20 protein-coding genes are annotated in these 22,797 nt (G+C 66.6%); 4 read left to right on the plus strand and 16 right to left on the minus strand.

What is annotated here, in order from left to right; all coding sequences use genetic code 11:
- Window positions 1–73 precede the first annotated feature (73 nt).
- From QE379_RS14640 to QE379_RS14690, 11 genes are read right to left on the minus strand one after another with little or no spacing between them, the layout of a single operon-like run.
- Window positions 74–1,195, minus strand: a complete 1,122-nt coding sequence (locus tag QE379_RS14640; protein WP_307001585.1) for a CaiB/BaiF CoA-transferase family protein — start codon at window positions 1,193–1,195, stop codon at window positions 74–76.
- Complete coding sequence (locus tag QE379_RS14645; protein ID WP_307001587.1) at window positions 1,195–1,509, minus strand: 2Fe-2S iron-sulfur cluster-binding protein; 315 nt, start codon at window positions 1,507–1,509, stop codon at window positions 1,195–1,197. The genes QE379_RS14640 and QE379_RS14645 overlap by 1 nt, the downstream gene beginning before the upstream one ends.
- A complete protein-coding gene (locus tag QE379_RS14650) occupies window positions 1,509–2,498 on the minus strand; it encodes a nitronate monooxygenase family protein (RefSeq protein ID WP_307001589.1) in 990 nt (329 codons plus the stop codon). Before QE379_RS14650 ends, QE379_RS14645 begins: the two co-directional genes overlap by 1 nt.
- A complete protein-coding gene (locus tag QE379_RS14655) occupies window positions 2,498–3,658 on the minus strand; it encodes an acetyl-CoA C-acetyltransferase (RefSeq protein ID WP_307001591.1) in 1,161 nt (386 codons plus the stop codon). The genes QE379_RS14650 and QE379_RS14655 overlap by 1 nt, the downstream gene beginning before the upstream one ends.
- A gap of 1 nt (window position 3,659) precedes the next feature.
- Window positions 3,660–4,442 (minus strand): enoyl-CoA hydratase/isomerase family protein, encoded by a 783-nt coding sequence (locus QE379_RS14660; protein WP_307001593.1) that lies wholly within the window; start codon window positions 4,440–4,442, stop codon window positions 3,660–3,662.
- Complete coding sequence (locus tag QE379_RS14665; RefSeq protein ID WP_307001595.1) at window positions 4,439–5,509, minus strand: phosphotransferase family protein; 1,071 nt, start codon at window positions 5,507–5,509, stop codon at window positions 4,439–4,441. The genes QE379_RS14660 and QE379_RS14665 overlap by 4 nt, the downstream gene beginning before the upstream one ends.
- 2 nt (window positions 5,510–5,511) lie before the next feature.
- The gene (locus tag QE379_RS14670) at window positions 5,512–6,288 is read right to left on the minus strand and encodes an enoyl-CoA hydratase-related protein (protein WP_307001596.1); all 777 of its coding nucleotides are present in this window, start codon (window positions 6,286–6,288) and stop codon (window positions 5,512–5,514) included.
- On the minus strand, window positions 6,285–7,463 hold the full coding sequence (locus QE379_RS14675; protein WP_307001599.1) for an acyl-CoA dehydrogenase family protein: 1,179 nt from the start codon (window positions 7,461–7,463) through the stop codon (window positions 6,285–6,287). The genes QE379_RS14670 and QE379_RS14675 overlap by 4 nt, the downstream gene beginning before the upstream one ends.
- Window positions 7,460–8,221 (minus strand): SDR family NAD(P)-dependent oxidoreductase, encoded by a 762-nt coding sequence (locus QE379_RS14680; protein WP_307001600.1) that lies wholly within the window; start codon window positions 8,219–8,221, stop codon window positions 7,460–7,462. Before QE379_RS14680 ends, QE379_RS14675 begins: the two co-directional genes overlap by 4 nt.
- A gap of 19 nt (window positions 8,222–8,240) precedes the next feature.
- Window positions 8,241–9,425: an acetyl-CoA C-acyltransferase gene (locus tag QE379_RS14685; protein ID WP_307003242.1), complete on the minus strand. Its 1,185-nt coding sequence runs from the start codon at window positions 9,423–9,425 to the stop codon at window positions 8,241–8,243.
- Complete coding sequence (locus tag QE379_RS14690) at window positions 9,415–10,557, minus strand: acyl-CoA dehydrogenase family protein (RefSeq protein WP_307001601.1); 1,143 nt, start codon at window positions 10,555–10,557, stop codon at window positions 9,415–9,417. The genes QE379_RS14685 and QE379_RS14690 overlap by 11 nt, the downstream gene beginning before the upstream one ends.
- A gap of 174 nt (window positions 10,558–10,731) precedes the next feature.
- On the opposite strand from QE379_RS14690, the gene QE379_RS14695 reads away from it, so the two are divergent.
- Window positions 10,732–12,255, plus strand: a complete 1,524-nt coding sequence (locus QE379_RS14695; protein ID WP_307001603.1) for an acyl-CoA synthetase — start codon at window positions 10,732–10,734, stop codon at window positions 12,253–12,255.
- Here QE379_RS14695 and QE379_RS14700 read toward each other — a convergent pair.
- From QE379_RS14700 to QE379_RS14720, 5 genes are read right to left on the minus strand one after another with little or no spacing between them, the layout of a single operon-like run.
- Window positions 12,247–13,479 (minus strand): NAD(P)/FAD-dependent oxidoreductase, encoded by a 1,233-nt coding sequence (locus QE379_RS14700; RefSeq protein ID WP_307001605.1) that lies wholly within the window; start codon window positions 13,477–13,479, stop codon window positions 12,247–12,249. The genes QE379_RS14695 and QE379_RS14700 overlap by 9 nt on opposite strands.
- Window positions 13,476–14,582, minus strand: coding sequence for an NAD(P)-dependent alcohol dehydrogenase (locus QE379_RS14705; protein ID WP_307001607.1), 1,107 nt, complete (start codon window positions 14,580–14,582; stop codon window positions 13,476–13,478). Before QE379_RS14705 ends, QE379_RS14700 begins: the two co-directional genes overlap by 4 nt.
- Before the next feature lie 9 nt (window positions 14,583–14,591).
- Window positions 14,592–15,452: a helix-turn-helix domain-containing protein gene (locus QE379_RS14710; RefSeq protein WP_307001609.1), complete on the minus strand. Its 861-nt coding sequence runs from the start codon at window positions 15,450–15,452 to the stop codon at window positions 14,592–14,594.
- A 12-nt stretch (window positions 15,453–15,464) separates the two neighbouring features.
- Window positions 15,465–16,694 carry a cytochrome P450 gene (locus QE379_RS14715; protein ID WP_307001610.1) on the minus strand — a complete coding sequence of 410 codons (1,230 nt, stop codon included), beginning with the start codon at window positions 16,692–16,694 and terminating at the stop codon, window positions 15,465–15,467.
- A 1-nt stretch (window position 16,695) separates the two neighbouring features.
- Window positions 16,696–18,978 (minus strand): TonB-dependent receptor, encoded by a 2,283-nt coding sequence (locus QE379_RS14720; protein ID WP_307001613.1) that lies wholly within the window; start codon window positions 18,976–18,978, stop codon window positions 16,696–16,698.
- A 208-nt stretch (window positions 18,979–19,186) separates the two neighbouring features.
- Between QE379_RS14720 and QE379_RS14725 the strand changes: the two genes are divergently transcribed.
- The 3 genes from QE379_RS14725 to mce all read left to right on the plus strand — a co-directional run bounded on the left by QE379_RS14725 (window position 19,187) and on the right by mce (window position 22,795).
- Window positions 19,187–20,602, plus strand: a complete 1,416-nt coding sequence (locus QE379_RS14725) for an aldehyde dehydrogenase family protein (protein ID WP_307001615.1) — start codon at window positions 19,187–19,189, stop codon at window positions 20,600–20,602.
- A gap of 2 nt (window positions 20,603–20,604) precedes the next feature.
- A complete protein-coding gene (locus QE379_RS14730; protein ID WP_307003244.1) occupies window positions 20,605–22,131 on the plus strand; it encodes an acyl-CoA carboxylase subunit beta in 1,527 nt (508 codons plus the stop codon).
- 247 nt (window positions 22,132–22,378) lie between these two features.
- Entirely contained in the window at window positions 22,379–22,795 is a 417-nt protein-coding gene (mce, locus tag QE379_RS14735; protein WP_307001616.1) for a methylmalonyl-CoA epimerase, read from the plus strand.
- Window positions 22,796–22,797 lie beyond the last annotated feature (2 nt).

A 22,797-nucleotide genomic window follows, 5' to 3' on the forward strand; every position in this document is an offset into this window, starting at 1 on the left:
TCCGTCGAAATCCTATAGCGAACTGCACCGCACAAGCATCCACCTCCGCGTTCCAGCGGCTCATCGGTTTTCGTCATGACGCGGCATCTCCTGTGCGAGAAGGACAAGGAATAGTTCGCCACCCGGCAAGAATCGCCGCGACATCCTTCGCCGCACCGATCCCCCCGGGCGTCCGATCGAGCCGCGGGGCGGGCGCGGGTTGCAGCATACCGTCCTCGACGGCGTAGAGGTCGCGATGCCGGTTATGCGGATGGTTCTGCGCTTCAGCCAGCGTCAGTACGGGAACGACACAGGCATCGCTGCCCTCGAACAGCGCCGCCCAATGCGCTGCGGGACGGCTGGCGAATGTCGCTTCCAGCCACGCCGTCGTCTGCGCCCAGGCCAAACGCTCCTGCGACACGAAGGCTGGCGCATCGAGGCGGTTGCAGACGATCCGCCAGAATTGCGGTTCGATCGCGCCGATCGCAATTTCGCGGCCATCCGCACAAAGATAGCATCGATAATAGGGGGCGACGCCGCCTAGGACATTCTCTTTCCTGTCCAACGAAAGCAGGCTGGCGGGTTGTGCGCCACTGAACATCGAGAGCATCGACGCAACCCCATCGAGGATGGCCGCATCCACGACCTGCCCTTGCCCCGATCGCTCGCGTTCCAGCAACGCCAGCATGATGCCGAATAGCAGGAACATCGACCCGCCGCCGAAATCGCCGACCAGATTGAGGGGCGGCACCGCCGGTTCTCCCGGGCGTCCGATAGCGGCCAGCGCACCGGTCAACGCCAGATAGGTGATGTCATGCCCTGCCGTCCGGGCCAGCGGGCCGTCCTGCCCCCAGCCCGTCATCCGACCATATACCAGCCGCGGATTACGCTCCATCAACGCCGAAGGCCCGAGGTTCAGACGCTCCATTACGCCGGGGCGAAATCCTTCGATCACGACGTCGGCCAGATCGACGATCGCCGACGCCTCGGCCTGTCCTTCCGACGTCGTGAGATCGAACGTGATGGTCGCCCGGCCACGATCCATGACGGGGTTGGGCCACCCATTCCCGCCGGGCCGGTCGATCCGCAGGACATCCGCGCCGTGATCGGCCAACAGCATGGCGCAATGCGGACCGGGGCCGATGCCGACGAACTCGACGACCCGCAGTCCAGCCAGCGCCCCGCCGGCCGCGTCAGATGAGATCGCGCCCACCATTAATCCTCGGGCGCAATACGTATCCGGCAACTCGTGCCCATATCGCGGATCGCGAGTTGGCAAGCGAGACGGGATCGGTCGGTACGATAGGCGCTGCTGTCGAGCAGATCGTCCTCGTCGGGACCGGGCGGCGGCAGGTCTTCGCCCCCCGCCTCGATATAGACGTGGCAGGTCGCGCAGGAACAGCATCCGCCGCACATCGCCAGCAGTTCATCGACACCCGCATCGCGGATCGCTTCCATGACACTGACATCGGCAGCGCCCTCGACCTCGATACGGTCGCCGTCGCGGGTAATGACCTCGATCGTTGCCATTACGCCGTTCCCTGCGAGATGAAGCCCGACAGGCGCGCCGCGATCAGATTTTGCGCATCGCCGACGATCCTCTCGATCAGTTGGCGACAGGTCGGCACGTCATGGATCAGCCCCTGCACCTGCCCGGCCCAGACCAGCCCCGCGTCCAGATCGCCGGTTTCCAGGGCGGCCCGTCCCTTGGCGCCGGACACCAGCGGCCGGATATCCTCGAATACGGCGTCGGGCCGCGCGGAGATTTCCACGACCTGATCCGACACGCTGGTCTTGGCCACCCGTCCGGTATTGTGGAAGCGGCGGAAAATCAGGTTGGTCGCGCGTTCGTCGTTGGCGACGATCAGCTGCTTGACCGCGTCATGGATCGGGGCCTCGACCGTCGCGCAGAAGCGGGTGCCCATGTTGATACCCTCCGCGCCCAGCGCCAGCGCGGCCACCAAGCCCCGGCCATCCGCGAAACCGCCGCTCGCCAGCATCGGGATTTTCACCTGGTCGGCGGCGGCGGGGATCAGGACCAGGCCCGGAATATCGTCCTCGCCCGGATGCCCCGCACATTCGAACCCGTCGATCGAGATGATGTCGACGCCCATCCGCTCGGCCGACAGCGCGTGGCGGACCGCAGTGCATTTGTGGATGACGGTAATGCCGTGCGCCTTGAAGTCCTCGACATGCTCCTGGGGCCTGTGGCCCGCCGTCTCGACAATCCGCACGCCGCTGTCGATGATCGCGCGGCGGTACTCGGCATAGGGCGGCGGCGTGACCGAGGGCAGGATGGTCAGGTTCACCCCGAACGGCTTGTCGGTCAGGGTCCGGCACCGTTCGATCTCGCGGCGCAGGTCGTCGGGCGTCGGCTGGGTCAGTGCGGTCAGCATCCCCAGTCCGCCAGCATTGGACACCGCTGAGGCCAGCTCGGCGCGGCCGACCCACATCATGCCGCCCTGGACGATGGGATGCGCGATGCCCAGCATGTGGGTGACACGCGTCGCGAGCGCCATCACAGCGCCTCCACGATGGTGACGTTGGCGATGCCGCCGCCCTCGCACATGGTCTGAAGGCCATAACGCTTGCCGCGTGCGCGCAGGGCGTGGATCAGCGTCGCCATCAGCTTGGTGCCGCTCGCGCCCAAAGGATGGCCGAGGGCGATGGCGCCACCATGGACGTTCAGCTTCGCCGGATCGCCGCCGACATGGTGGAGCCAGGCGAGCGGCACGGGGGCGAACGCCTCGTTCACCTCGTACAGGTCGATCTCGTCGATCGACAGCCCGCTCTTCTTCAGCGCCTTGTCGGTCGCGAACAGCGGCTCCTCCAGCATGATGACCGGGTCGCCCGCGGTCACCGTCATGTCGACGATCCGCGCGATCGGGGTGAGGTTGTGCGCCTTCAAAGCCCGCTCACTCACGACCAGCACGCCGCTCGCCCCGTCGCAAATCTGACTGGCGTTGGCCGCCGAGATCATGCCGCCTTCCTGGAGCAGCTTCACCGCACCGATGCTCTCCAGTGTCGCGTCATAGCGGATGCCCTCGTCACGGACATGCGGTTCGCCATCGACCAGCACCGGGACGATCTCGTCGGCAAAGCCCCCTGCCTCGGTAGCGGCGGCGGCGCGGCGGTGGCTCTCCAGCGCGAAACGATCGAGCACCTCGCGGTCGAAGCCATATTTGCGCGCGATCATCTCGGCGCCGGCGAACTGACTGAATTCCTTGACGCCGAAGCGTTCGGCGATGCTGGGGCTGACCGGACCGATGCCGATGCCTTCGCGCTGGTGGAAGCTGAGGTTGGAGAACATCGGCACCCGGCTCATGCTCTCGGTGCCCGCTGCGATCACCACGTCCTGCGTGCCCGACATGACCGCCTGCGCGGCGAATTGCACCGCCTGCTGCGACGATCCGCATTGCCGGTCGATGGTGACGGCGGGCACGCTGTCGGGCAGTTTCGACGCGAGCACGGCGTTGCGGGCAAAGGCGAAGGCCTGCTCGCCCGCCTGGGTGACGCAGCCCAGGATGACGTCGTCGATCGCCGCCGGGTCCAGGTCGTTGCGGTCGACCAGCGCGTTCAGGACATAAGCGGCGAGGTCCGCCGGATGGACGCCGGACAGACGCCCGTTGCGGCGGCCCCCGGCGGTGCGAACGGCGTCTACGATATAGGCATCGGCCATGTCAGGCTCCTTTAAAGTCGGGTTTGCGGCGTTCGACAAAGGCGGCGATCCCCTCGCGCGCCTCGGGCTGGGTTCCGGCATGAGCGATGGTCCGCGCCTCGCGGTCCAGATGATCGGGGAGACTCGCGGTCGCGCTGTCGATCATCAGGCGACGGGCGGCACCTAGGACAGCGGTCGGCGCGGCGATCAGACGCGCGGCCAGCGCTTCGGCCTCGCTTAGTAGATCGTCGTCCTCGACCATGCGCGTGACCATGCCGATCCGCTCGGCCTGCTCGGCGCTGATCCGCTCGTTGCTCAGGATGATCGCCTGCGCCCGGCGAAGCCCGACCAGACGGGGCAACAGCCAGCTCATGCCGCCATCGGGGCTTAGCCCCACGCCGGTATAGGCGGCGGTGAAATGCGCCGAGCGGGCGGCGAGCACGACATCGCCCAGGATGCCCAGGCTCAACCCCGCCCCTGCCGCCGGGCCGTTGACCAGCACGACCAGCGGCTTGGCCATCTCGGTCAGCGTGACGATCGCACTGTGCAGCGTATCAGCCAGATCGCGCAGGAAAGGCCCGGCCTCGCTGCCCGCTGCCGCCATCGCCGCAACGTCGCCGCCAACACAGAATAGCCGCCCCGCGCCGGTCAGCACGACGCAGCGTATCGCCGGATCATCCGCCACCTCGCGCGCCGCCTCGGCCAGTTCGCGCGCCATCGCCGGGTTGACCGCATTGCCCGCCTCGGGCCGGTTAAGCGTCAGCCAGGCGGCGGCGCCTTCCTTGCGGACCAGAACGCTGCTCATCGGCACGCCTCCATCGCTTCGCGAGCCAGTCGCGCGAGGCGCGGGAAACTCGCCGCGCGTTCGCGGGCATGGGCGGAGGACGCATTGCCCCGAATCACCCGCCCCTTGATCCCGTGGAAGATGGCGGCGATCCGAAAGAAGTTGAACGCGATATGGAATTCATAATCCGCGATCCCGTCGCGCCCGGTCCGCGCGCAATAGGCTGCGACATAATCCTGCTCGCTCGGCAGCCCGAGTGCCGCGACGTCCACGCCGCCCAGCCCGGCGACGATATCGGGCGGCATCCGGTACATCATCGCATGATAGGCGAAGTCGGCCAGCGGATGGCCGAGCGTCGACAGCTCCCAGTCGAGCACCGCCAGGACGCGCGGCTCATCGGGGTGGAAGATCAGATTGTCGCAGCGGAAGTCGCCGTGCACGATCCGGCTCTCGTCCCCCTCCGGGATATGCGGGGGCAGCCAGGTGACCAGCGCGTCCATGTCCTCGTTCCGCCCGGCATCGGCATCATCCAGATATTGCCCGGACCAGCGGGCGATCTGCCGCGCAAAATAATTGCCCGGCCGCCCGTAATCGCCCAGCCCGACCGCCTTCGGGTCGATCCGGTGAAGCGCCGCGATTGTTTCGTTCATCGCGTCGAAATAGGCTGGGCGCTCGGCCCGCGCGATCTCGGCAAAGGCCGCGTCCCAGAAGATGCGCCCCTCGACCATCTCCATCACGAAAAAGGGCGTGCCGATGACGCTTTCGTCCGAACAGACGCCATGGACGCGGGCCACCGGCACCGGCGTGTCGGCCAGAGCGGTCAGGATGCGCGCCTCGCGCAGCACGTCATGCGCGCCCTTGGCGAGCGGCCCCGGCGGCTTGCGGCGCAGGACATAGCGGGCATCCGAGGTCGACAGCTGATAGGTCGGGTTGGACTGGCCGCCCTTGAACTGCTCGACGGTCAGGGGGCCGCTGAAGCCGGGAATCGCCTGCGCCATCCACGCCGCCAGCGCCGCCTCGTCGAAGCGATGCGCCTCCCGGACCGGGCTGGTTCCGGCATTGGCGGCCTGATCGACAGCGGTCGCCATGGTCAGCGCCCCTGCCAGACGGGCGCGCGCTTCTCGGCGAAGGCGGCGGGCCCCTCTATGGCGTCCTCTGAGGCGAGCATCGCCTTCATCGCCGGATACTCCCAACCGGCCTTCAGCGCGCTCTCGACCGGCGCGTCCAGACCGCGCAGCACGGCGTCCTTGGTGGCGCGGATCGCCATCGGGCTGCACGCCAAAATCTGCTCGGCCCAGCGCCGGGCGGCGGCAAGCACGTCGCCCTCCACCACCTCGTTGACGAAGCCCAGCCGCACGCCTTCCTCCGCACTCACGCGGCGGCCGGTCAGCATCATGCCCATGGCGTGCTTCAGCCCGACGACACGCGGCAGACGCTGCAACCCGCCGGCCAGCGCCGCCAGGCCGACTCTGGGTTCGGGCAGCGCGAAGACCGCCCGCGTGCTGGCAACGATGATGTCGCAGGCCAGAGCCGTCTCGAACCCGCCACCCATTGCGACGCCATTGACCGCCGCGATCACCGGCTTTGTCATGTCGAACCGCCCGGTAAGCCCGGCAAAGCCGGTCGGGGGCACGACCATGCCGCCGCCGGACGCCTGCTGCTTCAAGTCGTGCCCGGCGCAAAACGCCTTGTCGCCCGCCCCGGTGACGATCGAGACCCATTGATCGGGATCGGTGGCAAAGGTGTCGAAGACGTCGGCCAGTTCGCGATGCGCCTCCGCATTGAGCGCATTGTACGCCTCGGGCCGGTTGATCGTCACGATGGTCAGCCGGTCTTCGCGGGCGACGGTGATGTATTGATAGGTCACTGTGCGGCTCTCCAATCCCGCTTGATCGCCTTGGCCAGACTCCATTTGTGGACCTCGGTCGGGCCGTCATAGATTCGGAAGGCGCGGATCTCGCGGAACACCTGCTCGACGATGGTGTCGCCGGTGACGCCGGTGCCGCCCATCACCTGGACGCAGCGGTCGGCGACGCGCATCAGCGCCTCCGACACCGCGACCTTGGCCATCGAGCTTTCCGCGCCGCCGCTCTCGCCCGCATCCAGCACGCCCGCGCACCAGTCGATCATCAGCTCGGCCTGTTTCAGGTCGATCCGGTTCTCCGCCAGCATGAAGCCGATGCCTTCATGGTCGATGATCGTCTTGCCGAACGCCTCGCGGCGACAGGCATAGTCGGTCGCGATCTCGTTCGCGCGCAGGCACGCCCCCAACCAGCGCATACAGTGTGACAGGCGGGCGGGCGCGAGGCGAATCTGAGCATATTTGAAGCCTTCGCCGCTTTGCCCCAGCATCTGGTCGGCGGGGATCCGCAAATTCTCGATGCGAACGACGGCATGGCCGCCGGGCATGGACGTGTCGATCGTGTCGAGCACCCTCTCAACGGTGATCGCCGGGTCGGGCAGGTCGACCAGGAACATGCAGGCGCCGTCGTCGGATTTCGCCATGACGATGCCGACCTGCGCCCCTTGCGCGCCGGTGATGAACGCCTTGCGCCCATTCACCACCCAATGATTGCCGTCGAGCACCGCCCGCGTCTTCATCATCGAGGGGTCGGAACCCGCCCCGCCCTCACCTGCCGGTTCGGTCATGAAAAAGGCCGAGCGTGCCTCGCCCCGGACCAGCGGGTCGAGGAAGCGGCGCTTCTGCTCGGCGCTGCCGACCTTGCCGAGCAGATACATATTGCCTTCGTCGGGAGCGGCGGTGTTCACCGCCAGCGGCCCCAGCGGCGACAGCCCCGACTGGCGCAGCACATAGGCGGTCTCACGCTGGGTCAGATGCTCGCCGTCACCCAGGATATGCGGGGTCAGCACACCCGCCGCGCGTGCCTTTGCGCGCATCTCGGTGACCAGTTCGTCGGAGGGGCCGTGGGCGTCACGTCTCGGGTCCTGCTCATAGGGCACGACCACTTCGCGCACGAACGCAGCCACCGCCGCGCCGATCGTCTCAGCCTGCTGGGAGGGGGCGGGGCCGGTCAGGCTCATCGCGGGGCCATCCGGATCGAACCGTCGATGCGGATCGTCTCGCCGTTCAGCATCGGGTTGGTCACGATCGCCTCGACCAGTTGCGCGAACTCATCGGGCTGGCCGAGCCGCGAGGGGAAGGGCACCTGCGCGCCCAGCGAATCCTGCGCCTCTTGCGGCAACGTCGCCAGCAGCGGGGTCATGAAGATGCCCGGCGCGATGGTCATCACGCGGATGCCATAGCGGGCCAGTTCGCGTGCGATGGGCAGGGTCATGCCGACCACGCCACCCTTGGACGCCGAATAGGCCGCCTGGCCGATCTGGCCATCATAGGCCGCGACCGAGGCGGTGTTGATAACCACCCCCCGCTCCTCGCCCAGCGGGTCGGCCGCATGAAGGGCAGCGGCGAACTTCGACAGCACGTTGAACGTGCCGATCAGGTTGATCGTCACGATCTTGGAGAAGGACGCGAGCGGCAGCGGCTGGCCCTCGCGGTCAATGACCTTGGCGGGAGGACCGATCCCGGCGCAATTGACCAGGATGCGCGCCTTGCCGTGCAGCCCTTCGGCCTCCTGGATCGCGGCGGCGACGGCGGTCTCGTCGGTCACATCGACCCGCACGAAATGCCCGCCGATCCGCTGCGCCAGCGCCGTGCCCAGCTCGGCGTTCAGGTCGAAGATCGTGACCTTCGCACCCGCGCGGGCCAGCCGCTCGGCCGTGCCGCCGCCCAACCCCGATGCGCCTCCCGTGACGATGGCGGCTACGCCCTGGATGTCCATGACCCTGTCCCTTTCCGTATCAGATGAGTTCGATGGCGATGGCGGTCGCCTCGCCGCCGCCGATGCACAAAGCCGCCACACCGCGCCGCAACCCCCGTGCTCGCAGCGCCGCGACCAGCGTGACGATGATCCGCGCGCCGCTCGCCCCGATCGGATGGCCGAGCGCGGTCGCACCGCCGTTGACGTTCATCCGGTCGCGAGGGATGTTCAGGTCGTGCATCGCGATCATCGCGACGGCGGCAAAGGCTTCGTTGACCTCGAACAGGTCGACATCGGCGACGCTCCAGTTCGCCCGCTCCAGCACCTTACGGATCGCGAAGACCGGCGCAGTGGTGAACAGGGCAGGAGCGTGCGCATGGGCGGCGGTGGCGGAAATGCGGGCCTGCGGGGTCAGCCCTTCGGCCTCCGCCACGCTGAGCTGCGCCAGAACCAGCGCCGCCGCTCCGTCCGAAATGGAGGCGGAGCTGGCCGCCGTGATCGTCCCGTCGGCTGCGAAAGCGGGGCGCAGACCGGGTATCTTGTCGGGGCGCGCCTTGCCCGGTTGCTCGTCACGGTCGACCAGCACCGTACCTCCACGGCCGGTCACGGGAACGGCCGCAATTTCCCCGGCGAACGCGCCCTGCTCGATCGCCGCTTGCGCCCGCGCCAGGCTTTCCAGCGCATAGCCATCCTGCGCCGCGCGGGTCAGGCCATAGGTACGCGCGGAGTCCTCGGCAAAGGCCCCCATCGGCTTGCCGCAATCATAGGCATCCTCCAGCCCGTCCATCATCATCGAGTCGATCACCCGGTCATGCCCGATCCGCGCGCCGCCGCGATGCTTGGGCAGCTGGAAGGGCGCGCCGGTCATGCTCTCCATCCCGCCCGCGACGACGATCCGTGCCGATCCGGCGGCGAGCGCCTCGGCCGCCATGATGACCGCCTGCATCCCCGATCCGCACATCTTGTTGATGGTGGTCGCCTCGACAGACTGGGGTAGCCCGGCCTTCAGCGCCGCCTGCCGCGCCGGGGCCTGTCCCAGACCGGCGGGGAGGACGCAGCCCATGGTGATGCGTTCGATCAAGTCCGACGACACACCTGCGCGTTCCACCGCCGCTGCAACCGCGACCGCGCCTAGATCGACCGCGTTCAGCGTGGCAAACGCGCCTTGAAACCCGCCCATCGGCGTCCGGGCACTGCCGAGGATGACGATCGGATCAACCATGATGCTCTCCCAGGCCACGGGCGATCACCATCCGCTGGATGTCGGACGTGCCCTCATAAATCTGGCAGACGCGGACATCGCGATAGATCTTGGCGAGCCCGAATTCTTCGAGATAGCCATAGCCACCCAGCGTCTGGATCGCGCCCGACACCACCGTCTCAGCCGTCTCGGAGGCGAAGAGTTTGGCCATCGACGCCGCCTGCAGGGCTGGGAGCCCCGCGTCCTTCAGCGCGGCGGCATGCAGCACCATCTGCCGCGCCGCCTCCAGCCGGGTGGCGAGATCGGCCAGGCGGAAGCCGACCGCCTGATGCTCAATGATCGGCTTGCCGAAGCTCTGGCGGTCGCGGGCATAGGCGATGGCGATGTCCAGGGCGCCCTGCGCCATGCCGACCGACTGGGCCGCGATGCCGATCCGCCCGGACTCCAGATTGGCGAGCGCCATGGCATAGCCACGGCCTTCCTCACCGAACAAGGCGTCTGCGTCGACGCGGCAATTCTGAAAGCGCAGGCAACAGGTGTCGGACGCCCCCTGCCCCAGCTTATGCTCGACCTTGTCGACGCCGTAGCCGGGAGCGTCGGTCGGAACCAGAAAGGCCGACATGCCCTTGCGCCCGGCCGCCGGGTCGGTGACGGCGATGACCATCGCGACCGAGGCGATCTTGCCTGAGGTGATGAACTGCTTGGCCCCGTCGATCCGCCAGCCATCCTCCGTCCGCTGCGCGCGCGTACGGATGGCGGCGGCGTCGGACCCGGCATCGGCCTCGGTCAACGCGAAGGCCCCGATCGCCGCGCCGCTGACCAGATCGGGCAGCCAGCGGTCGCGCTGCGCGGGTGAGCCAAAGGCGATCAGGCCGTTGACCATGATCGAATTCTGGATCGACACGATGGTCGACAACGCGCCGTCGGCGGCGGCCAGTTCGATCAGGGCCAGCGCATAGGATACATAATCCGCCCCCGCCCCGCCCAGCTCGGCAGGTGCGGTCATGCCCATCAGGCCCATCTCGCCCAGTTCACGAAAAAGCGCGGGCGGATAGCCACCCGCCGCCTCGAACGCGGCGGCCTCGGGGCGGATGCGCTCCTGCGCGAAGTCACGGACGGCGTCGCGGATCGCGACCTGATCATCGGTCAGTACCAAAGGGCCTCTCCCATGCTCCCGTTTGCCGGGATGCCTGTTGCCCCATCGATAGCCGACAATGCCGCCACAGGCTTTGCCCGGCATCGGCGTGCTTTTTCACATTTCTTGCGCCGCCGTTGCCGGGTGGCCCGCGACCGTGGTTCGCAAGAGACATAAGATAAAAGGAGAGGCCCGATGCATCCGGCGAACCATGCCGCACGCCATCCCGACAAGCCCGCCATCATCATGGGCGGGACCGGCTCAACGATCAGCTTTGCCGAACTCGATGCCGCGTCGAACCGGAGCGCGCACCTGCTTCGCGCCCTGGGACTGAAGCGTGGCGACGTCGTCGCCACCGTCTTCGCCAATGCGCCGGAGGCGTTCATCCTGGGCTGGGCGGCGCAGCGTTCGGGGCTCTACCAGACCGCGATCTCGTGCAAGCTGAGCGCGCGCGACATGGCCTATATCCTGCGCGACTCCGGCGCAAAGTTGCTGGTCGTATCCCCCGCCTATGCCGATCTGGCGCGCGAAGCGGTGGCGGACATGCCGACGCTGCTGACCTATCGCTGGACGGGATCGGATGCCCTGTTCGCCGAGTGGAATTTTGCCGCCAACGGCCATCCCGCAACGCCGATCGCGGACGAGAGCGCGGGCACCGACCTGCTCTATTCCTCGGGCACCACCGGGCGGCCCAAGGGCGTGATGCCGCCGCTGCCTACCGGGTCGATCGACACACCGACCCCGCTGATGCGGATGGGCCAGGCGCTGTACGGCATGGGGCCGGACATGGTCTATCTGTCCAGCTCGCCTCTTTACCACGCTGCCCCGTTGCGCTGGGCGATGGCGGCGCAGCAGCTGGGCGGCACCGTCGTCGTCATGGAGCGGTTCGAGCCGGATACGGCCTTGGCGCTGATCGAACGCTACCGCGTCACCCACGCGACCTTCGTACCGACGCATTTCGTGCGGATGCTCAAGCAGCCCGATGCCGAAAGACTGGGCCATGACCTGTCCTCGCTGCACGCCGTGATCCATGCCGCCGCCCCCTGTCCGGTGCCGGTCAAGCGGGCGATGATCGACTGGTTGGGCCCCATCGTGCACGAATATTATTCAGGCACCGAATGCTGCGGCATCACCGCGCTGAGCAGCGAGGAATGGCTGAAACGGCCGGGCTCGGTCGGGCGCGCGGTGCTGGGCCAGTTGCACATATTGGACGACGATGGCGGCGAACTGGCACCGGGCGAGACGGGCAATGTCTTCTTCAGCGACGGCCCAGCTTTCTCCTATCTCAACGACCCCGCCAAGACCGCCGAGGCGCATAATGCGCAAGGCTGGGCGACGCTGGGCGATATCGGGAGGGTGGACGAGGACGGCTATCTGTTCCTGTCGGACCGCAAGAGCTTCATGATCATTTCGGGCGGGGTGAACATCTATCCGCAGGAGATTGAAAACCTGCTCGTCACCCATCCCAAGGTCGCCGATGCGGCGGTGATCGGCGTGCCGTGTGAGGAGATGGGCGAGACCGTGATGGCCATCGTCCAGCCCGCCGCCGGGATTGCCGGCGACGCTGCGCTGGCCGAGGAATTGCAGGCGTTCGCCCGGCGCGAACTGGGCGGGGTGAAAACGCCGCGCCGGTTCGCGTTTCTGGACGAGCTGCCCCGCGAACCGACCGGCAAGCTGTTCAAGCGGCTGCTGCGCGACCGCTATGCCGCGTCAGGCTGAAAGAAGGTCTTTCAACGGTCGCGTCGTATCCGCAAGGAGGTCGGGCGCGATGACCGCCCCCGCCTGCACCAGCGCGCGGCCTTGGACATAGTCCTTCATCGCGTTCACCGCGTCGATGGCGATCACCCGCCCCCCGCGCACATACACCACCGAGAAACTCCGCGTCGCCGGATCGCCTCTCAGCACCGCCGCGTCATGTCCCGCAGACAGGCCGACGGTCTGGAGCTTCAGATCATATTGGTTCGACCAGAACCACGGCACCGCGTCATACGCCACCGGCCGCCCGACGATATCGCGCGCCGCCGTCACCGCCTGGTCATTGGCGTTCTGCACCGACTCGAGCCGGATCACCGCGCCCCCCGCATAAGGGTTGGGATGCGCCGCGCAGTCGCCGATGGCGTGGACATGGGGCAGGCTGGTGCGGCAATGAGCATCAATGATCACGCCATTGCCCGACTCCGCGCCCGCTTCAACCAGCGGCGCGATGGCGGGAACAATGCCGATGCCGACGATTACCAAGTCAGCGGGCAGCAGTTCGCCGCTATTCAGCCGGACGCCGGTCACCTGATCCTCGCCCTCGATGCAGGACACGCCGACGCCGAGCATCAACGTCACGCCATGCGCCCGGTGCTCAGCCTCATAGAAACGCGACAAGGGCTCGCCCGCGACCCGCGCGAGCACCCGGTCCTGCGCCTCGACCAGCGTGACGGTCTTGCCGATTTTCGTGAGCGCCGCCGACGCCTCAAGCCCGATATAGCCGCCGCCGATCACGACGATCCGATCGGCCGTGGCAAGCTCGTCCAGCAACCGGTCGACATCGGCGCGGGTGCGCACGGCGTGAATGCCCTTCAAGTCATGACCTGCACAGCTCAGACGCCGGGGCTCGCCGCCGGTCGCCCAGATCAGCTCGCCATAACCGATGCTCACGCCGCTTTCGGTCGATACCGACCGGGCGGCGGGATCGATCGCCACCACCGTCTCACCGAGCAGCAGCGTCACCGCCCGCTCCGCCCAGAAACGCTCGGGCCGGATCAGGATACGCTCGAACGGCTTGGCCCCGGACAGATATTCCTTTGACAGTGGCGGGCGCTCATAGGGCGGATGCGGCTCGGCCCCCAGGATCGCGATGGAGCCGTCGAACTTCTCCTGCCGGAGCGCCACTGCCGCCTGCGCGCCTGCATGACCGCCACCGACGATCAGCACATCATAATGCGCGGCACTCACGGGATCAGCACCACCTTGACGCAATCGCCGCGCTTCTGCGCCTCGATCGCTTCGTTGATCTCAGTCAGCGGGAAGGTCTGGACCAGCCTGTCGAAGGGGAATTGCCCGTCCCGGTGCGCGGCGATCAGCTCGGGAATGAAGCTCTGCGGATCGCTGTCGCCTTCCATGATGCCGACGACGCGTTGGCCATAGGTAATCATGCCCGCAATATTGATGGTCAGCGCCGCCTCCGCCTTGCCCGGCACGCCGACCAGCCCCAGCATCCCGCGCGGGGTCAGCGCAGCCAGCACCGCCTCCATCATCTCGACCCGGCCGCTGGTGTCGAAGGCATAATCCACGCCCTCGGCCACGATCTTACGAATGGCGGCGGTCACGTCGTCCGCCATCGGGTCGATCACATGCGTCGCGCCCAGTTCGCGGGCGAGGTCGCGGCGTTTCTCGACCGGCTCGACCAGGATGATCGTCGTACAGCCCCGGATCTTCGCGCCCATGACGGCGGCCAGCCCGACCGGCCCGCCGCCGACGATGACGATCGACGATCCCGCATGGCACGCCATGGAGCGCATCACGCCCCCCGCCCCGGTCTGGAACCCGCAGCCCAGCGGCCCCAGGATCGCCAGCGGCGCGGCCGGGTCCTCAACCTTCACGACGTTGCGCGCGCGAACGATGGCTTGTGCAGCGAAGCTCGACTGGCCGAAGAAATGCGAGGAGATCGCCTCGCCGTCCTTGGAATAGGCCTTGGACCCGTCCTCCAGCCGCATGCCCGCATAGTTGAGCGCGGGAAATTCGCGGCAATAGCTGGGCAGGTGCTCGTCGCAGCGTGCGCAATGCCCGCAACTCGAAAAGCCCAGCACCACCGCATCGCCGACCGCCAATCCCTCGACGCCCGGCCCCAGCGCCTCGATCACTCCTGCCCCCTCATGGCCCAGCACGGCGGGCAGCGGATAGGGCACGAACTGGTCGCGGAATATCAGGTCGGTGTGGCATAGCCCCACACCTGCGATCCGAACCCGCACTTCGCCTTCACGGGGCGTCTCGATCTCGACGGTTTCCAGGGTGAAGTCGCCATGCGGCTGACGGGCGACGGCGGCAATGGTCTGCATGGATGGCCTCTATTGAACGGTGTGGCGCCAGCCGCTGGGCGTATCCCCGGCATATTGGCGAAAGGCGCGGGTGAAGTGGCTCTGGCTAGTAAAGCCGGTCATCTCCGCCACCTGCGCGATGGAAAGGTCGGACTGGCCGAGCAGGTCGCGGGCGCGATCCAGCCGGGCCTTCATCACATATTGATGCGGGGTCACGCCCGTCGCCCGCTTGAACACGCGGCAGAAGTGCGAGGGCGTCAGCCCCGCCTGTGCCGCCAGCGCCTCCAGGCAATGATCCTCCTCGGGCCGCCCGAGGATGTCGTTCATGATCTGGTGGATGCGATAGGCGGAGAAATCGGCGCTGGGAAACGCCCCCTCGCTGCTCGGCGGCGAGCTGCGCAACGTGTGCATCTTCAAGGCGTCGAGCAGCGTGCCGATATAGGCAGTCCTCTCGACCGTCTGCGCGGCATAGAGTTCGCTGAGGATTTGCCGGGTCAGCGCGATGCCCAGCGGATCGGCGAAGGCGAAGCGCATCTCGCGAAACCGGTCAACCGCGCGCTGGTCCTGCAATCGGTCCATCGGCACCGAGACGGTGACGACGTCCAACTCGCCATCGATCCGCCAGCCCGTGCTGCACCCAGCGGGAACGATGGTGGCACAGCCGGGAATGGAGCGTGAACGGCTCCACTGATCGGCTTCCCACAGTCGCGTATCGGGCTTGCCGCCGACATGGACAACAAACACCGGATCGACCAGCGCGGGCAGTTCATAGCTGCCGATGAACTGCCGCCACCGCGCGAACTGCCACGATCCCAGGTTGACGCTGCGATCCGGCGCGCGGCCGAGCGTGTTGGCGATGATCTTTTCGTTGTTGGGCGAAAGCTCTGCCACATCCATCTCTCCTCATACAGCCCGCAGAATGACGTCGAGGTTCTTGAGGCCGTTGATGAAGTTCGACCGGAACCGTCGCGGCGGTGCTTGCACCTCGAAAGATGTAACACGATCCGCGAGCAAGTCGAACGCGACGCGCAGCTGCATTTCGGCCAGGCGCGAGCCGACGCAGACATGCTGTCCCGATCCGAAACCGACATGTTGCGCGCCCTTGCGGGTGACGAGGAAGCGGTCGGCCTCGGGGAACACGCTCTCATCGCGATTGGCGGAGATGTACCAGAGGACGACCTTGTCCCCCTTCGCCACGCGCTGTCCACCGACGCTGGTATCTTCCATCGCGGTGCGGCGCATGTGCATGACCGGGCTGGCATAGCGCACCATCTCCGGCGTCGCGGTCTTCAGGACGTCGCGGTTCTGGCGGATGATGTCCCACTGGTCCGGGTTCTGCGACAGGGCGACGATGCTGTGGCTCAGCGAGTTGCGCGTCGTCTCGTTGCCGCCGACCAGCACCAGGATCAGGTTGCCGATGAAGTCGCGGAACGGCACCGGCTGCCCGTCGATTTCGGCATTGGCGAGCAGCGACGCGATGTCCGAGGTCGGCTCGGCCCGCCGTGCCTCGAACAACTCCTGCCCGAAGGCGAAAAACTCGCCCAGTGTCGCCGCCATCGCCTCGGGGCTCTGGCGGAATTCGGGGTCGTCCTCGCCGACGAACGCGTTGGTCCAGTCATAGAGTTTGGGCCACAGGTCGATCGAAACGCCCAGCAGCTCGGCGAGCGTCATCAGCGGCAGCGGCGCGGAGAGCAGCGGCACGATGTTGACCGCTTCGTTCAGCGGGATCGCGTCGATCAGCTTCGTCGCGCGGTCGCGGATGCGCGTCTCGATGTCTCCCAGCCGCCCCGGAGACAGGGCGGGCATGACGAACTTGCGATAGCGGGTATGCACCGGCGGATCGCGCGAAATGAAGGGGATGCCGATGGCGGACTCACCCGCGCCGGTCAGCCCGACTTCATTCTCGTTGAAGATGCGGTGCCCGCCATTCTCATGCGCAGAGGAGAACAGCAGAGGCTGGCGCGACACCTCGACGACATCGGCATGGCGCATCACGGACCAGAAGCCCGAACCATCCTGTTCCGGGTTCCAGTGGACCGGATCGTCGCGGCGCAGTTCCGCGAAGAGGTCATACGGGACCCCCGCCTCATAGAGGCCGGGGTCCTTCAGGTCGGGGGTCGTGATCGTCGCCATGTCAGAATGCCACCCGGACAGAGCCGCCGAAGGTGCGCGGGGCGGCGGGAACGAGGAAGTTGTAGGGGAAGCCCGCCCCGCGCAGGTCGAGGCCGTAAGCATAGGTCTTGGCGTTCAGCAGGTTGGTCGCGAACGCCTTGATGGTGAAGCGCCCGGTGGTCAGCGCGGCGGTCAGATTGACCTTGGCGAACCCCTTTTGCTGCAACTCGCTATTCTGCTGCCCGGTCCCCGCCACGTTGATCGTGTTGAAGGGCGAGAAATATTGCCGCGAGAAATAGGCGACGCTGGGCGAGACAGTCAGCCCGTCATTGCCGTTGCGGAACAGGGTCAGGTCCACCCCGCCCTGCGCGGTGAAACGTGGCGCGAAGGGCAGGTCGTTGCCGTCCAGCCGGATATTCTGGAGGGTCAGTTCCTTGTAGGTCGCATGGAGATAACCCGCCGACGCATTCACGGTCACCGCCGGGGTCAGACGCCACCGCGCCTCGCCCTCGACGCCGTAGACCTCGGCCTTGGGCGCGTTGACCAGAAAGGACACGGGGCCCGGCCGGGTGTCCTGCACCTGCTGATTGATATAGTCGTAATAGAAGCCCGACATGGTCAGGGTCAGCGCATTGTCGAAATAGCGCCCCTTCATGCCGACTTCATAGGCATTGACCCGTTCCGGCGCGATATAGTTGATGCCCGCCGACGAGGTGTAGCCGCCACCGTTGAACGCCCCCGAACGATAGCCGCGATTATAGCTGGCATAGACCAGCGTACCGCCCTCGAAGGTGTAGTTCAGCGAGACGCGCCCGGTCAGCGCATTGTTGCGCCCGTCCAGCGCGAACCGGGCATTGGGGTTGTAAGGGCATGTTCCCGGCGGCCCGGCGCAGGGGACCGTGGTCGCCAGCGGTGTTTCCGGCCCGCCGATATTGCCCGCAAACAGATAAGCATAGCCGTCGCGATACTGGCTGCGATCCCAGGTGTAGCGCGCGCCCAGCGTCACGCTCAACCGCTCGGTCAGGTCGTAATCGCCCTGCGCAAATACGGCGTAGGACCGGCGGACCTGGCGGTAATGCTGGAAGAAACCGCCATTGACCGTCGGCGCGATCGCCTGGCCGATGTTGAACCGATTGTCGGTGATGACCTCGTCCCAGCCATAGAAGCCGCCACCGACCAGCTTCAGCCGCGTCCCGTTATAGTTGAACCGCGCCTCCTCGCTGAACTGCTGGAAGCTTGACCGCCAGTTGATATCGAGGATGTCGAGCGGCGATCCGTCGGCCGCCTGCTGGAGATTCTGCTTGCCGCCGTCGCGCGACGTGATCGACGTGAAGACCACGGTCGGTGACACGTCATAGGCGATGGTCGCCGATCCGCCATAGGCCTCGGTCCGGTTCAGCCCGATGCGGTTCTCGTTGGTCTCGAAAAAGCCCAGGCCGGTACGGAAGGCGCCCAGCCCATGGATCGCGGCCTGCGTGCCTTGGTCACGACCGCCATAGACCTTCAGCTTGATGTCGAGCGCCCCATTGCCCGGCCGGATGCGCAGCGACGCCCGCCCCTGCAACGTATCCTGCGAGTTGCCGTCGCGGCCGCCGGGATAGACGTTGCGGATCTGGCCGTCGCCCTTGGCATAATTGCCCGCGATGCGAACGCCCAGCTGGTCCTCGACCATCGTCGCCTCGACCGCGGCTTGCGCGGTGAAGGTGTTGAAATTGCCGTAACCCGCCTCGGCATAGCCTTCATTGCCGTGGAGGCTCGGCCCCTTGGTGATGAAGTTGATCGCACCGCCCGTCGTGTTGCGGCCGAACAGCGTGCCCTGCGGTCCGCGCAGCACTTCCACCCGGTCGAGGTCGAACAGGCCCATGCCATGGGCGGTACGGCTGGCGAGATAGACGTCATCGATATAGACGCCGATCGGCGACGCCTGGTTGGAATTATACTCGTTGGCGACGCTGATGCCGCGCAGCGAGAAATTGGGCTGCGTCTGGCCGTAGGGGCTGCTGACCTGGAGATTGGGCACCGCGACCGCCAGATTGGCCGAATTGGTGATGCCCTTCGTGACCAGCGCGTCTCCACCGATGGCGGAAATGGCAATGGGAACGGTCAGGATCGACTGGGCGCGCCGCTGGGCGGTCACGATGATGTCGCCCGACGATGCACCATCCTGCGAGGCGGTGGTGGTCGGCGTTGCCTCGGTAATGGGTGGCGTGCCCTGCTGCCCTGCGTCGGTGCTTTGCGCCTGTGCCGCAAATGGGAACACGATTGCCGCACTGGTAAGCAGCGCCGCGCTGATCCTGGCCCTCATAGCCCTCTCCTATTTTTGCAGAGACTCTGTGACGGCCTCTTGCTGGATCATGTGTAGATCAGGTCCGGTCAGGCGGCTTTGCATGGACCTGTCGCGCTTTTTGACATTTCTTGCGGGGGTCCTGCGTTCCTTGCGCATGATCTGATAGCGCCCATTGCACAGACAGAGCGGACCGCGACCGACGGGACCGCCGGAGATGGAGAGCGCAATGGACTTCGATACGTCGTTCCGCATGACGATCGGCGGCAAGCCGGTGACCTCGGACAAGCAGTTCGACGTGCTCAACCCCGCGACCGAGCAGGTGCTGGCCCAGGCGCCGGACGCGGGCCCCGACCATCTCGACGCTGCCGTGGCCGCCGCCCGCGTCGCTTTTCCCGGCTGGGCCGCCACCCCCATCGCCCGGCGTCGCGCGCTGATCGACCAACTGGGCGACGCGGTGATCGCCCATGCCGAGGACTTCAAGCGCCTGCTGACCGCCGAACAGGGCAAGCCGCACGGCGATGCCTTCAACGAGGTGATAGGCGCAGGGCTCTGGCTAAAAGGGGCGGCGACGCTCGACCTGCCGGTGACGGTCAATGAGGATTCCGCCGAGCGCTATAGCGAGACGCGCCGTGTCCCGATCGGTGTCGTGGGCGCGATCGCGCCGTGGAACTTCCCGATGGTGCTGGCGATGTTCAAGGTCGGCCCGGCATTGCTGGCGGGCAATACGATGGTGCTGAAGCCCTCCCCCTTCACACCGCTGACGACGCTGAAATTCGGTGAGCTGGCCGCGACCATCCTGCCGCCCGGCGTCCTCAACGTCGTGACCGGCGGCGACCGGCTCGGCCCCTGGCTGACCGAGCATCCCGGTATCGACAAGGTCAGCTTCACCGGATCGACCGCGACCGGGCGGCGGGTCATGCAGAGCGCCTCGGCCACGCTGAAGCGGGTCACGCTGGAACTGGGCGGCAATGATGCCGCGATCGTCCTGCCCGACGCGAATGTCGAGGCGCTGGCCGAGCAACTCTTCTGGGCCGCCTTCGCCAATAACGGCCAAATCTGCATTGCGACCAAGCGCATGTATGTCCACCGCGACGTCTATGAACCGCTCAAAGACGCGCTGGTCGCCTATGCCAGGACGGTGCAGGTCGGTGACGGCGCGCAGCAGGGCGTGCGGCTGGGCCCGATCAACAACCGCCCGCAATATGAGCGGGTGCTCGACCTGATCCGCGACGCGCGGACCAAGGGCTATGACTTCCTGCTCGGCGGCGAGGCGGCGGAGACACCCGGATATTTCGTCCCCATCACGATCCTCGACAACCCGCCCGAGAACAGCCGCATCGTCCAGGAAGAACAGTTCGGCCCCATCCTCCCCCTCCTGAAGTTCGACGAGGTAGACGAGGTGATCGAGCGGGTGAATGCTAGCGAATATGGCCTGGGTGCCTCGATCTGGACCGGCGATCCCGACGCCGCGATGGACCTCGCCGCGAGGATCGTCAGCGGCACCGTCTGGATCAACGAAACGCAGCACCTTACCCCCCTCGCCGCCTTCGGCGGCATGAAGCAATCGGGGCTGGGTGTCGAAGGCGGGACCGAGGGGCTGATGGAATATACCAACGCCCAGACCATCACCCGGCGGCGTTGACGATGGGCTCGAACTCGGTCGAACTGGAACGCCGCCGCGCCGCCGCGCGTGCCGGTGGCGGCGAGAAGCGCATCGCCGCGCAGCACGCCAAGGGCAAGCTGACCGCGCGCGAGCGGCTCGACGTGCTGCTGGACGAGGGCAGCTTCGAGGAACTCGACATGTTCGTCGAACATAACTGCGTGGACTTCGGCATGACCGAGCAGGTGGTGCCCGGCGACGGCGTGGTGACCGGTTCGGGCACGATCAACGGGCGGCTGGTGTTCGTGTTCAGCCAGGACTTCACCGTGTTCGGCGGCTCGCTGTCCGAGCGACACGCGCAGAAGATCTGCAAGATCATGGACATGGCGATGAAGGTCGGCGCGCCGGTGATCGGCCTGAACGATTCGGGCGGCGCGCGCATCCAGGAGGGCGTGGCATCGCTCGGCGGCTATGCCGAGGTGTTTCAGCGTAATGTGCTGGCATCGGGCGTGGTGCCGCAGCTTTCGCTCATCATGGGCCCGTGCGCGGGCGGCGCGGTCTATAGCCCCGCGATGACCGACTTCATCTTCATGGTGAAGGATAGCAGCTACATGTTCGTCACCGGACCCGACGTGGTGAAGACGGTGACCAACGAGGTCGTCACCCAGGAAGCGCTGGGCGGCGCGGTGACGCACACCACCAAGACCGGCGTGGCGGACGTGGCGTTCGAGGACGATATCGAGGCGCTGCTGGCGGCGCGCGACTTCATCGACTTCCTGCCACTGTCGAACCGCGAGGGGGTGCCGGAGCGCCCGACCGCCGACGACTGGGACCGGATCGAGGAAAGCCTCGACACGCTGATCCCCGCCAGCGCCGCCCAGCCCTATGACATGCACGAGCTGATCGCGAAGGTCGTCGACGAGGGCGATTTCTTCGAGATCCAGCCGGCCCATGCCGCCAACATCCTCTGCGGCTTCGGCCGGATCGAGGGGCGGACGGTCGGCTTCGTCGCCAACCAGCCGATGGTGCTGGCGGGCGTGCTCGACATCAATTCTTCGAAGAAGGCGGCGCGGTTCGTCCGCTTCTGCGATGCGTTCGAGATTCCGATCGTGACCTTCGTCGACGTGCCGGGCTTCCTGCCGGGGACCGCGCAGGAGCATAACGGCATCATCAAGCACGGCGCCAAGCTGCTGTTCGCCTATGCCGAGGCGACCGTGCCGAAGATCACCGTCATCACGCGCAAGGCCTATGGCGGTGCGTATGACGTGATGGCGTCCAAGCATCTGCGCGGCGACCTCAATTACGCCTGGCCGACCGCCGAGATCGCGGTGATGGGCGCGAAGGGCGCAGTGGAGATCATCTTTCGCGGGAGAACCCCGGAAGAGATCGCCGAGCGGACGGCGGAATATGAGGCGCGCTTCGCCAACCCGTTCGTGGCGGCGAGCAAGGGCTTCATCGACGAGGTGATCCAGCCGCACTCCACCCGCCGCCGGATCGCGCTGGGTCTGCGGAAGCTACGGGGCAAGGCGCTGGAGAACCCGTGGAAGAAGCATGACAATATTCCGCTGTGAGTAGGGATGCGATCACCGCGCTGCTCATGTTGGGCTTCGGAGGCCTGCTGACCGTTCATTGTCCGCGTGCCGCGGTCCGCGAAGTTCGGGATGGCGTCGCTCGCGGTCGCAAAGGCGACTACCCGCGCGCGACGAGGCCTGTTCATTTTTGGACGACGATCGTCATGACGGCTGCGGCGGGGGTGCTGGGGATTATCTTGATGACATCCGCCATTCTGACGTTGATCGCACTTCAGAGTACCGATCTATGACCCTCGGCCGCCTCAACCATGTCGGCATCGCGACGCCGTCTATCGCCAAGTCGGTCGAAACCTACCGGACCCTGCTCGGCGCGACCGCGATCGGGGAGCCGTTCGATCTGCCGGCGCAGGGGGTGAAGGTGTGCTTCATCGATGCGGCCAACACGCAGATCGAGCTGATCGAGCCCTATGACGATACCTCGCCCATCGCCGGTTTCCTGCGAAAGAATCCGGCGGGCGGGCAGCATCATGTCTGTTTCGAGGTGCCCGACATCCATGCCGCGGTTGCCGAACTAAAGGCAAAGGGCGCGACCGTGCTGGGCGAGCCGCGTACCGGCGCGCATGGCACGCCGATCGTCTTCATCCACCCGGGCGACATGGGCGGGGTGCTGGTCGAATTGATGGAGACGCCGCATGGCCATTGACG

It is taken from the genome of Sphingomonas sp. SORGH_AS_0879 (assembly GCF_030819175.1).
Classification (GTDB): domain Bacteria; phylum Pseudomonadota; class Alphaproteobacteria; order Sphingomonadales; family Sphingomonadaceae; genus Sphingomonas.

Coding starts and splice junctions, on each gene's coding strand:
- QE379_RS14640 (WP_307001585.1), bottom strand. CDS start 1,195: ATGGTGGGCGCGATCTCATCTGACGCGGCCGGCGGGGCGCTGGCTGGA.
- QE379_RS14645 (WP_307001587.1), bottom strand. CDS start 1,509: ATGGCAACGATCGAGGTCATTACCCGCGACGGCGACCGTATCGAGGTC.
- QE379_RS14650 (WP_307001589.1), bottom strand. CDS start 2,498: ATGGCGCTCGCGACGCGTGTCACCCACATGCTGGGCATCGCGCATCCC.
- QE379_RS14655 (WP_307001591.1), bottom strand. CDS start 3,658: ATGGCCGATGCCTATATCGTAGACGCCGTTCGCACCGCCGGGGGCCGC.
- QE379_RS14660 (WP_307001593.1), bottom strand. CDS start 4,442: ATGAGCAGCGTTCTGGTCCGCAAGGAAGGCGCCGCCGCCTGGCTGACG.
- QE379_RS14665 (WP_307001595.1), bottom strand. CDS start 5,509: ATGGCGACCGCTGTCGATCAGGCCGCCAATGCCGGAACCAGCCCGGTC.
- QE379_RS14675 (WP_307001599.1), bottom strand. CDS start 7,463: ATGAGCCTGACCGGCCCCGCCCCCTCCCAGCAGGCTGAGACGATCGGC.
- QE379_RS14680 (WP_307001600.1), bottom strand. CDS start 8,221: ATGGACATCCAGGGCGTAGCCGCCATCGTCACGGGAGGCGCATCGGGG.
- QE379_RS14695 (WP_307001603.1), top strand. CDS start 10,732: ATGCATCCGGCGAACCATGCCGCACGCCATCCCGACAAGCCCGCCATC.
- QE379_RS14705 (WP_307001607.1), bottom strand. CDS start 14,582: ATGCAGACCATTGCCGCCGTCGCCCGTCAGCCGCATGGCGACTTCACC.
- QE379_RS14715 (WP_307001610.1), bottom strand. CDS start 16,694: ATGGCGACGATCACGACCCCCGACCTGAAGGACCCCGGCCTCTATGAG.
- QE379_RS14720 (WP_307001613.1), bottom strand. CDS start 18,978: ATGAGGGCCAGGATCAGCGCGGCGCTGCTTACCAGTGCGGCAATCGTG.
- QE379_RS14725 (WP_307001615.1), top strand. CDS start 19,187: ATGGACTTCGATACGTCGTTCCGCATGACGATCGGCGGCAAGCCGGTG.
- QE379_RS14730 (WP_307003244.1), top strand. CDS start 20,605: ATGGGCTCGAACTCGGTCGAACTGGAACGCCGCCGCGCCGCCGCGCGT.
- mce (WP_307001616.1), top strand. CDS start 22,379: ATGACCCTCGGCCGCCTCAACCATGTCGGCATCGCGACGCCGTCTATC.